The organism is Campylobacter sp. CH186 (genome assembly GCF_004378925.1).
In the GTDB taxonomy this organism is placed as follows: domain Bacteria; phylum Campylobacterota; class Campylobacteria; order Campylobacterales; family Campylobacteraceae; genus Campylobacter_D; species Campylobacter_D jejuni.
The window spans coordinates 142,536-152,041 of the sequence record NZ_RYYB01000004.1 but is presented as its reverse complement, the minus strand read 5'-3'; the positions used below and the strand labels follow the sequence as shown (position 1 = coordinate 152,041).

Genomic DNA, 9,506 nt, shown 5'->3' with positions numbered 1-9,506 from the left:
GCTAATAATATCTTAGAAGATGTTAAGAAGAAGAGGTTTTAACCTTAGATAACTAGCTAAAAAGCTAGTTATCTCTATAAAATAATATATGTTTAATTCTTTAAGATTTAATGAAATTGTGATATAGACAAATTCTAATTGTTAATATTAAGTATATTTTTTAAATCAAATACATTTTAGAGTGTGATAAAATTCAGGGTTATCAAAACTTGGAGGAAAAGGAACACTCGCTCTAAATTCTTTATAAGCATTACCTGGAAGTTTGTCTATAATTTCTATAGTGTAAGAAACACTTGTATTTTGCATTTTGGCATTGCGGATATTTTTATCATTGAAAATTTCTCCCCCTGCTTTTTTTTGGTTTAATATGCTAAGCATCAAATAGCATTTTCTGATTTCAAATTTAGTAAGATTTTGGACCTTTCCGCTTACGATAACACTTTCATGTCTCAGATCTCTTGTGTAGGTTAGTTTGCTAAGATCGGCTTGAGTGGTGAATTGATTGATTGTTAGAAAAATAGAATATATCAAAAGTGCGATAAAAATAGTAGCTATGGTATAAGAAATCAAAGCCATTTCTTTCTGTTCGACTTTTAGAAAGATTAAAATACAAATCAAGGCAAAGCAAATAAGTAAAATAATAAAAGCTATAATATGAAAAATTGTAAAATGCATTAAAAACACTCCGAAACTAAGCGTATGGTATAGTTATTTTCATAGTTAAAATTTTCAAAAGCAATTCTTTGAAATTGGGTTGCATTTTTCTTTAGATCTTTAATTTCTCTACTTTTTTGTCTAAAAGGGATAAATTTCTTTTTATATTCTTCTATGATATTATCATTAGGTATTTTATCTGCAAAAATTTTAGCTGTAATTTTGCATTCTTTAAAATTATTTTTTGAATTATTTGTAATGTTAAAATCAACAATTAAATCATTTGAGCTTTGTATTATTTTTTGATCTGTAATAGCGGTTTTTCGAGTTCTTATTTCATTGTCTATTAGTTTATACCCATAGATATAAACTAAAAAACAAATAATAATATCAAATGCAATAATAAAAAGTGCTGCTATAGGTCTATGGCGTAAAAATACACAAAGAAGTAAAACACAAGTGAAGAGAAAAAAAACTAATAAAATCAGCATATAATCTACTAAATATAAATGAGTAGTGTAAAAAAGCACGATTTCTCTTAGTTTTTCCACTTGCGTATCCTTTTAGTTCATGTTGGCAGAACTTTGCTTTTTAGCATCTTTGGTATCAACCCAAATGTTTGGCACTGCTCCACCTGGAGTTAAGAAAATTTTAGCATCTTGATTGACTTTTAAAGCTTCATTAAATTCTTTTTGAGTTTCAATTTGCTTTAAATTTAGCAAAGGAGTGTTTAAGCTGTTTGCGATTTCTTTGTTAGAATAAGCTTGTGCATCTGCTTCTATTTTAACAGCCATAGCTTTACCTTTGGCACTGATTATGGTTGCATTTGCTTCCCCTTCAGCTAAAGCAGCTTTTTTTAAGGCTTCTTGATTAGCTCTTTCTACTTCATATTTAGTTCTTTCAGCCTCTTGTTTTGCAATTTGCACGCGTTCGATTTGTTCTTTTACTTTTGAAGGTAAAATAATTTCTCTAAGTTGTACAGCGCGAAGTTCTACAGGTTCGTTTGGTTGGGCTTCTATGGTTTTTCTTATACCTTCTTCTATTTGAGCGGCTATTGTATTACGATTAGTAGGAAGTTCTTCGGCTGTATATTTTCCTACAACACTTCGCACTACATCACGAACAACTGGATCGATAATTTTATTTTCCCAATTTAAGCTCCAAGTAGCTATGGTTTGAGGAACTTGCAAAGGATTTAAACGGTATTGCACCGTAACATCAATAGATACAGGCAATCCACGAGAATCAAGTACAGAAATACTATTTTTATTAATAACACCTGAACCTGAAGATAAATTTTCATTACTTCCCTCTATAGAAGCATAGTTGATTTGTCTTACTCTAGTATCGATTATGGTTATTTTTTGTACAAAAGGTAAGAAAAAGTGAAGTCCTGGTTCTAATGGATTTGGGTCATATTTACCTGTTGTTGATTTAATCCCCATTTCCCCAGAATTTATCACCATAAAAGGTTTTGCAACGATTAAAAATAAGATAATAATAATCACTCCATAAACAAATGGAGAGAATTTTCCAAAACCTTTAAAATTAAATTCTGGTGCTTTGAAATTGAAATTTTGACGGTTGTTGTTTCCGTTATTGTTAGAATTTCCATTTTTTTTATTGAAATAATCATTCAAATCAGCTGGCATTTATTTCCTTTTTTAAATATAAGTTAGCATAGATGCGTATTTTTCATTGCGTCCATAAACTACATCAAAATAAGCATCTTGAAGTTTTTTAGTTACAGATCCTCTTAAACCATTTCCTATTATTCTTGCATCGATATTGTTAATAGGTGTGATTTCAGCGGCTGTTCCGGTAAAAAATGCTTCATCAGCAGTATAAACTTCATCTCTTGAAATTCTTTGGCGAAGCACGGTGATACCAAGATCATGAGCGATTTTAAGCACTGTATCTTGAGTAATGCTTTTTAAAGAAAAATCATTTGGAGGCGTGATTAAAACCCCATCTTTTACAATAAAGAAACATTCTCCTGTTCCTTCTGCGATAAAACCTTCTTCATCAAGCATCAAAGCTTCTTCATAGCCTGCTTCAATAGCTTCAAATTTTGCAATTTGAGAGTTAAGATAATTCGCACTTGCTTTAGCTTTTCCCATGCATGATTTAACACTATTTCTTGCAAAAGACGAAATTTTTACTTTTATGCCTTTTTCTAAACCTTCTTCTCCAAGGTAAGCACCCCATTCCCAAGCTGCAATCCCAACTCTTACAGGAGCTTTTATATGATAAAGTCCCATAACTCCATCACCTAAGAAAATCAAAGGACGGATATAGACATTGCTTTGAAAATTGTTTGCTTTTAAGAGTTCAATTTGTGCATTTTCAAGATCTTTTTGAGAAAAAGGACAATTTAAAAGAGTAATTTTTGCAGACTCTAAAAGTCTTTTGGTGTGATCTTCAAGTCTGAAAATTGCTAAGCCTTTATCTGTTTTATAGGCTCTAGTTCCTTCAAAAACAGCATTGCCATAATGCAAAGAATGGGTTAAAAAGTGCAAAGTTGCATCTTTAAAATCAACTAATTTTCCATCCATCCAAATTTTATCTGCTGAGATCATTTTTTACCTTTTATAGTTGTTTATTTCTTAAAAAATATTATTTTAAGAATAAATCGGGATTTTATCAAAAATATACTAACAATAAGCTTTTATTAAATTAAGGTTTTTTGTTAAAAAAAATATTAGGTATTTTTTGAAATAATTATGAAAAATTATCGTTAAAAAGGAGAAATTATGCCATTGGTAAATATTAAATTAGCAAAGCCGTCTTTAAGCAAGGAACAAAAAGCGGAACTTATAGCTGATATTACCGAACTTTTAAGCACGAAATATAATAAAAGTAGAGAAAGAGTTGTGGTGGTTTTAGAAGATGTGGAAAATTATGACATAGGCTTTGGCGGAGAAAGCGTTGAAGCTATTAAAGCAAAGGCAAGTAAATGAGTTTAAACATAGGAGATAAAGCGCCTCAGTTTGAGCTTTTAAATCAAGATGGGGTAAAAATAGCATTAAAAGATTTTATTGGCAAAAAGGTGATTTTGTATTTTTATCCAAAAGATAATACCCCAGGTTGCACTACAGAAGCTTGTGATTTTAGTGCAAATTATGATAAATTTGGTGGTAAAAATGCAGTGATTATTGGTATCAGTCCTGATAGCGTGGCAAGTCATGAAAAATTTATCTCTAAATTTGATTTAAAACATACTTTACTTAGCGATAGTGAAAAAGAAGTTGCTAAAGTTTATGGAGCTTGGGGGCTTAAGAAAAATTACGGAAAAGAATACGAAGGTCTTATTCGTTCTACTTTTGTTATCGATGAAACAGGTAAGATTGCCCAAATTTATAGTAATGTTCGTGTAAAAGATCATGCTTTAAAAGTGCTTGAAAGTCTTTAATGCTAGTACATATTTGTTGTAGCGTAGATAGTCATTATTTTATTGAAGAACTTAGAAAAACTTATCCTAATGAAAAAATCATAGGATATTTTTATGATCCAAATATCCATCCTTTAAGCGAATACGAACTAAGATTTTTAGATGTAAAAAGATCTTGTGATAAACTTGGTATCAAGCTTTATAAAGGTGAGTATGAGTATGAAAAATGGCTTAATGCTGTGCGTGGTTATGAAGATGAGCCTGAAAAGGGTGCAAGGTGTGAAATTTGCTTTGATGTAAGAATGGGATCTAGTGTTAAATTTGCTGCTAAAATAGGAGAAAAAAAGCTTACTACTACGCTTTTAACTAGCCCTAAAAAAGATTTAGAACAGTTAAAAAATGCTTTACAAAAAGAATGTGAGCCTTATGGGGTAGAGTTTTTAGCTCCTGATTTTCGTAAAAATGGCGGCACTCAAAGGCAGTTTGCTTTAGCAAAAAAAGAAATGCTCTATCATCAAAATTATTGTGGTTGTATTTATGGACTTAAAAAACAAAAACAAGATAAGAATTTCATTGATGAATTAATGTCTTCTGTAAATAAGCAAATTTTACCTGCAAGTATAGAAGCAAGAATAGCTCTTTATAAAAAAGTAGTTTTATGGGAAAAAAAGGGTATAAAATTTGAAATTTTAAGAGAGAAATTTTTAAATTATCGTCTTTTAAGCGCTTTGATAAAATTAGATAAAAAGCCTGTTAAATCTCATATTTTATTTTATTCGCATTTTAAAAACGCTTATACAAGATTTTCTTTAAATGAAGAAAGCTTAAAACAGAATTTAAAAGAAGGTTTTTATAGAAGCACCAAAGATGAAATGGTTTTTGTAGAATTTTGGCGTTTTAATACATTTTTTAAAAATAAATGGAAAAATTTTGAAGATTTTTTAAAAAGACCTTTGAGTGTGCAAGCAGAAATTAAATGGCGCAATAAATTGTTTGGAACTTATAATCTTAGCCCTATTATCATCCTTGAAAATATTTTACCTTCAAGATATGAAGTGATAGCAAAAAGTGAAATTTATCATGATAATCAAGAGGTGCTTGTAGAAATTTAAGAAATTTATTAAGAAAAACTTTTTTGTTAATGTAATTTTTAATGATTTTTTTATATAATAAAATTTTTAATTGTTTTCAAGGTTAATTTAATAATGATAGATGTAATGCAAATTCAAGAAATCTTACCACACCGTTATCCTTTTTTACTAGTAGATAAAATTACAGAATTAAAAGTTAAAGAAGTGGTGCGAGGATATAAAAACATCAGTATAAGTGACCATGTTTTTATGGGACATTTTCCAGGGCATCCTATTTATCCTGGAGTTTTGATTTTAGAAGGTATGGCTCAAACAGGTGGAGTTTTAGCTTTTGAAAGTATGGAAGATAAAGTGGATCCAAAAAGTAAAGTGGTTTATTTCACAGGCATAGATGGAGCAAAATTTAGAAATCCTGTGCGTCCTGGAGATAGGCTTGATTATGAAATGAGCGTGGTTAAAAATCGTGGTAATATGTGGATTTTTAAAGGGCAAGCTTTTGTAGATGGAAATTTAGTTGCAGAGGCCGAGCTTAAAGCTATGATAGTGGATAAATAATGAAAAAAATTCATCCAAGTGCGGTGATTGAAGAGGGTGCACAACTTGGTGACGATGTTGTAATAGAAGCTTATGCCTATGTAAGCAAAGATGCTAAAATAGGTAATGATGTTGTCATCAAACAAGGTGCTCGAATTCTTTCAGATACAACTATAGGTGATCATTCTCGTGTATTTTCTTATGCTATAGTAGGCGATATTCCTCAGGATATATCTTATAAAGAAGAGCAAAAAAGCGGTGTTGTTATAGGAAAAAATGCAACTATTAGAGAATTTGCAACGATAAATTCAGGTACAGCTAAAGGAGATGGTTTTACTCGTATAGGCGATAATGCTTTTATTATGGCTTATTGTCATATTGCTCATGATTGTCTTTTAGGTAATAATATTATTTTAGCTAATAATGCAACTTTAGCAGGACATGTAGAGCTTGGAGATTTTACGGTTGTAGGCGGGCTTACACCTATTCATCAATTTGTCAAAGTAGGTGAGGGTTGTATGATAGCAGGAGCAAGTGCACTTTCTCAGGATATAGTACCGTTTTGTTTAGCAGAAGGAAATCGTGCAAGTATTAGAAGTTTAAATTTAGTAGGTATTCGTCGTCGTTTTGATAAAGATGAAGTAGATAGACTTAGCAGAGCTTTTAAAACTTTATTTAGACAAGGAGATTTAAAAGAAAATGCTAAAAATTTGCTTGAAAATCAAGAAAGTGAAAATGTTAAAAAAATGTGCCATTTTATATTAGAAACAAAGCGCGGAATTCCTATCTATAGGGGTAAAAATAATGCCTAGAAAATGTAGTTTTTGCAATGAAGTGGAGAATCCACAAAGAAGAATTTTAGCAAATGAAAATGATGATGCTTTTATTTGTGAATATTGCGTTGAAGGTGCTTATAGTATTATTTATGGAGAAGAAAAAGAATTTAAAGAACCTAAACAAAGCCATAATACAGAATTTAAAGATATCACTCCAAAAGAATTAAAAGCTTATCTAGATCGTTATGTTATAGGACAAGATAGAGCTAAAAAAGTTTTTAGTGTTGGAGTATACAATCATTATAAAAGACTTTTTAAAGCCGAACTTCAAGATGATGATACAGAGCTTTTTAAGTCAAATATTTTACTTGTTGGGCCAACAGGAAGTGGAAAAACTTTATTGGCGCAAACTTTAGCTAAATTTTTAGATGTACCTATAGCAATTTGTGATGCAACTTCTTTAACTGAAGCAGGATATGTAGGTGAGGATGTGGAAAATATTTTAACACGTCTTTTACAAGCTGCAGATGGAGATGTGCAAAGAGCTCAAAAAGGTATAGTTTTTATTGATGAGATTGATAAAATTGCTAGAATGAGTGAAAATCGTTCTATTACTCGTGATGTAAGTGGAGAGGGTGTGCAGCAAGCTTTACTTAAGATTATCGAAGGAAGTTTGGTAAATATTCCACCAAAAGGGGGAAGAAAACATCCAAATCAAGAGTTTATACAAATTGACACTTCAAATATTTTATTTGTTTGTGGTGGAGCTTTTGATGGTTTGGAAACTATCTTAAAAAGAAAACTTGGCGATAAAGTTGTGGGCTTTTTTGATGATGCAAAAGAAGAAAATAAAGCTTTACTTGAGAAAATTGAACCTGATGATTTGGTGCATTTTGGTTTGATTCCTGAGCTTATAGGTCGTTTGCATGTGATTGCATCTTTAAATGAGCTTAATGAAGAAGATATGGTAAGAATTTTAACTGAGCCTAAAAATGCCATTATTAAGCAATATCAAAAGCTTTTTGCTATTGATGGAGTGAATTTAAAATTTGAGGAAGATGCTCTAAGAGCTATCGCACAACTTGCATTGGAGAGAAAAACAGGGGCTAGGGGGCTTAGAAGTATTATAGAAGAAATGATGATAGATTTAATGTTTGAGTTACCAGAGTATAAAGACTATGATATTGTAATAACCAAAGAAGTTGTTAAAGACAATGCAAAGGCATTATTAATAAAAAGAAAAATAAGTTAAAAAGGATAGAAATGATATTAGATCAGCTTATAGGATTTTTTTCTAGTGATATGGGGATTGATTTAGGAACAGCTAATACGCTAGTTTTGGTAAAAGATAAGGGTATAGTGATAAATGAGCCTTCTGTTGTGGCAGTTGAAAGAGAAAGGTATGGTTCCAAAGCAAAAATTTTAGCCGTAGGTAAAGAAGCTAAAGATATGGTGGGAAAAACTCCAGGCAATATCGAAGCTATTCGTCCTATGAAAGATGGCGTGATTGCAGATTTTGATATGACTGAAAAAATGATCCGCTATTTTATAGAAAAAACACACCGTAGAAAAAGTTTTTTACGCCCTAGAATTATCATTTCTGTTCCTTATGGTTTAACTCAAGTAGAAAGAAAAGCGGTAAGAGAAAGTGCTTTAAGCGCAGGTGCAAGAGAGGTATTTTTGATTGAAGAGCCTATGGCAGCAGCTATTGGTGCAAGTTTACCTATACAAGAGCCTAAAGGAAATTTGGTAGTAGATATAGGGGGTGGAACTACTGAGATTGGAGTGATTTCTTTGGGTGGACTTGTGATTTCAAAGTCTATTCGTACGGCTGGAGATAAGCTTGATATGAGTATAGTTAATTATGTAAAAGAAAAATACAATCTTATCATAGGTGAAAGAACAGGCGAAGAGATCAAAATCACTATAGGTTCAGCAATACAACTTCCAAAAGAGCTTTCTATGGTGGTAAAAGGACGCGATCAAGTAAGTGGACTTTTAAGTCGTATTGAACTTACAAGCGAAGATGTAAGAGAAGCGATGCGTGAGTATTTAAAAGAAATTGCTGATGCTTTAAAAATGGTTCTTGAAATGATGCCGCCTGATTTAGCAAGTGATATAGTAGAAAATGGTGTAGTTTTAACAGGTGGCGGAGCATTGATTCGTGGTCTTGATAAATACTTAAGTGAAATTGTACGTTTGCCAGTTTATATCGCAGATGAACCGCTTTTAGCTGTAGCAAAAGGAACAGGTAAAGCTTTAGAGGAAATTTCATTATTACAACAATTAACCAATGAAGAATAAGATTTTTTATGTTCTTGTCTTAGCCTTTTTGGTTTTTATATCTTTTTATTATGGAGGACTTATTAAGCAAAATGTTCTCCGTGTTAATGATTTTGTTATAGGTAATTTTTATAATATTAAAGATTATTTAGGAGAAAAAATTTCAGAACACTTTAATCAAGCAAATCAAATTCAGCAACTAAAAGCTAGAAATAAAGAATTAGAAGATATTGCTGTAAAGGTAACTAGTTTTGCAAATCAATTAAATCGTATTTTAGAGGATCAAAATTCTACAAAATATTTACCTCAAGTTTCTTTAACTAGAGTTATTTCTTATGTTCAATTGAATGATTATAAAAAATTATGGTTAGATTGGAGCAAAATTCCCGTTGGTAAAAATCGTGGTTTGATATATCAAGGATATACCGCAGGTATAGCTATTAATAAAAATGGTAGAGCAATGGCTCTTTTACAAGGTGATGATCAGTGTGTTTTTTCTGTTTATATAGGAAAATCCAAAGCTCCAGGTTTAATCCAAGGTGAAGATGGCAGGATTGTGGTTAAATTTATTCCAAAATGGGCAAAAATTAATATCGGAGATGAAATTTTAACAAGTGGACTTGATAATATTTTCTTTTCAGATATACCTGTTGGGATTGTGAATAGAATTGATGATGAAGATATGTATCAAAGTGTAGAAGTAAAGCCTTATGTTAAGATTAGTATTCCTGCTTATTTATATGTAGTAGATAATTTATAAGTCAAGGATTAGACTTT

General features: G+C 31.1%; 12 protein-coding genes. 8 read left to right on the top strand and 4 right to left on the bottom strand.

What is annotated here, in order from left to right; all coding sequences use genetic code 11:
- Positions 1-165: 165 nt before the first annotated feature.
- From ELQ09_RS05465 to ilvE, 4 genes are read right to left on the bottom strand one after another with little or no spacing between them, the layout of a single operon-like run.
- Positions 166-675, bottom strand: a complete 510-nt coding sequence (locus ELQ09_RS05465; protein WP_070316684.1) for a DUF2393 family protein — start codon at positions 673-675, stop codon at positions 166-168.
- Positions 675-1,205 carry a DUF2393 domain-containing protein gene (locus ELQ09_RS05460; protein ID WP_002934113.1) on the bottom strand — a complete coding sequence of 177 codons (531 nt, stop codon included), beginning with the start codon at positions 1,203-1,205 and terminating at the stop codon, positions 675-677. Before ELQ09_RS05460 ends, ELQ09_RS05465 begins: the two co-directional genes overlap by 1 nt.
- Before the next feature lie 12 nt (positions 1,206-1,217).
- Complete coding sequence (locus ELQ09_RS05455; protein WP_070316685.1) at positions 1,218-2,306, bottom strand: prohibitin family protein; 1,089 nt, start codon at positions 2,304-2,306, stop codon at positions 1,218-1,220.
- A gap of 12 nt (positions 2,307-2,318) precedes the next feature.
- Positions 2,319-3,233, bottom strand: a complete 915-nt coding sequence (gene ilvE / locus ELQ09_RS05450) for a branched-chain-amino-acid transaminase (protein WP_002857493.1) — start codon at positions 3,231-3,233, stop codon at positions 2,319-2,321.
- Positions 3,234-3,407: 174 nt separating this feature from the next.
- Between ilvE and ELQ09_RS05445 the strand changes: the two genes are divergently transcribed.
- From ELQ09_RS05445 to mreC, 8 genes are all read left to right on the top strand, one after another.
- Positions 3,408-3,614, top strand: a complete 207-nt coding sequence (locus ELQ09_RS05445; protein ID WP_070295301.1) for a 4-oxalocrotonate tautomerase family protein — start codon at positions 3,408-3,410, stop codon at positions 3,612-3,614.
- On the top strand, positions 3,611-4,066 hold the full coding sequence (gene bcp / locus ELQ09_RS05440) for a thioredoxin-dependent thiol peroxidase (protein ID WP_134224785.1): 456 nt from the start codon (positions 3,611-3,613) through the stop codon (positions 4,064-4,066). The genes ELQ09_RS05445 and bcp overlap by 4 nt, the downstream gene beginning before the upstream one ends.
- A complete protein-coding gene (locus ELQ09_RS05435) occupies positions 4,066-5,157 on the top strand; it encodes an epoxyqueuosine reductase QueH (RefSeq protein WP_044305744.1) in 1,092 nt (363 codons plus the stop codon). Before bcp ends, ELQ09_RS05435 begins: the two co-directional genes overlap by 1 nt.
- A 93-nt stretch (positions 5,158-5,250) precedes the next feature.
- On the top strand, positions 5,251-5,691 hold the full coding sequence (gene fabZ, locus ELQ09_RS05430) for a 3-hydroxyacyl-ACP dehydratase FabZ (protein WP_002851782.1): 441 nt from the start codon (positions 5,251-5,253) through the stop codon (positions 5,689-5,691).
- Complete coding sequence (gene lpxA / locus ELQ09_RS05425; protein ID WP_070316688.1) at positions 5,691-6,482, top strand: acyl-ACP--UDP-N-acetylglucosamine O-acyltransferase; 792 nt, start codon at positions 5,691-5,693, stop codon at positions 6,480-6,482. Before fabZ ends, lpxA begins: the two co-directional genes overlap by 1 nt.
- Positions 6,475-7,698, top strand: coding sequence for an ATP-dependent Clp protease ATP-binding subunit ClpX (gene clpX / locus ELQ09_RS05420; protein WP_070316689.1), 1,224 nt, complete (start codon positions 6,475-6,477; stop codon positions 7,696-7,698). The genes lpxA and clpX overlap by 8 nt, the downstream gene beginning before the upstream one ends.
- 11 nt (positions 7,699-7,709) lie before the next feature.
- Positions 7,710-8,750, top strand: a complete 1,041-nt coding sequence (locus tag ELQ09_RS05415) for a rod shape-determining protein (protein WP_002851700.1) — start codon at positions 7,710-7,712, stop codon at positions 8,748-8,750.
- On the top strand, positions 8,740-9,489 hold the full coding sequence (mreC, locus tag ELQ09_RS05410) for a rod shape-determining protein MreC (protein ID WP_002877813.1): 750 nt from the start codon (positions 8,740-8,742) through the stop codon (positions 9,487-9,489). Before ELQ09_RS05415 ends, mreC begins: the two co-directional genes overlap by 11 nt.
- Positions 9,490-9,506 lie beyond the last annotated feature (17 nt).

Coding starts and splice junctions, on each gene's coding strand:
- lpxA (WP_070316688.1), top strand. CDS start 5,691: ATGAAAAAAATTCATCCAAGTGCGGTGATTGAAGAGGGTGCACAACTT.
- ELQ09_RS05465 (WP_070316684.1), bottom strand. CDS start 675: ATGCATTTTACAATTTTTCATATTATAGCTTTTATTATTTTACTTATT.
- ELQ09_RS05415 (WP_002851700.1), top strand. CDS start 7,710: ATGATATTAGATCAGCTTATAGGATTTTTTTCTAGTGATATGGGGATT.
- ELQ09_RS05455 (WP_070316685.1), bottom strand. CDS start 2,306: ATGCCAGCTGATTTGAATGATTATTTCAATAAAAAAAATGGAAATTCT.
- ilvE (WP_002857493.1), bottom strand. CDS start 3,233: ATGATCTCAGCAGATAAAATTTGGATGGATGGAAAATTAGTTGATTTT.
- ELQ09_RS05445 (WP_070295301.1), top strand. CDS start 3,408: ATGCCATTGGTAAATATTAAATTAGCAAAGCCGTCTTTAAGCAAGGAA.
- ELQ09_RS05435 (WP_044305744.1), top strand. CDS start 4,066: ATGCTAGTACATATTTGTTGTAGCGTAGATAGTCATTATTTTATTGAA.
- mreC (WP_002877813.1), top strand. CDS start 8,740: ATGAAGAATAAGATTTTTTATGTTCTTGTCTTAGCCTTTTTGGTTTTT.
- bcp (WP_134224785.1), top strand. CDS start 3,611: ATGAGTTTAAACATAGGAGATAAAGCGCCTCAGTTTGAGCTTTTAAAT.
- clpX (WP_070316689.1), top strand. CDS start 6,475: ATGCCTAGAAAATGTAGTTTTTGCAATGAAGTGGAGAATCCACAAAGA.
- fabZ (WP_002851782.1), top strand. CDS start 5,251: ATGATAGATGTAATGCAAATTCAAGAAATCTTACCACACCGTTATCCT.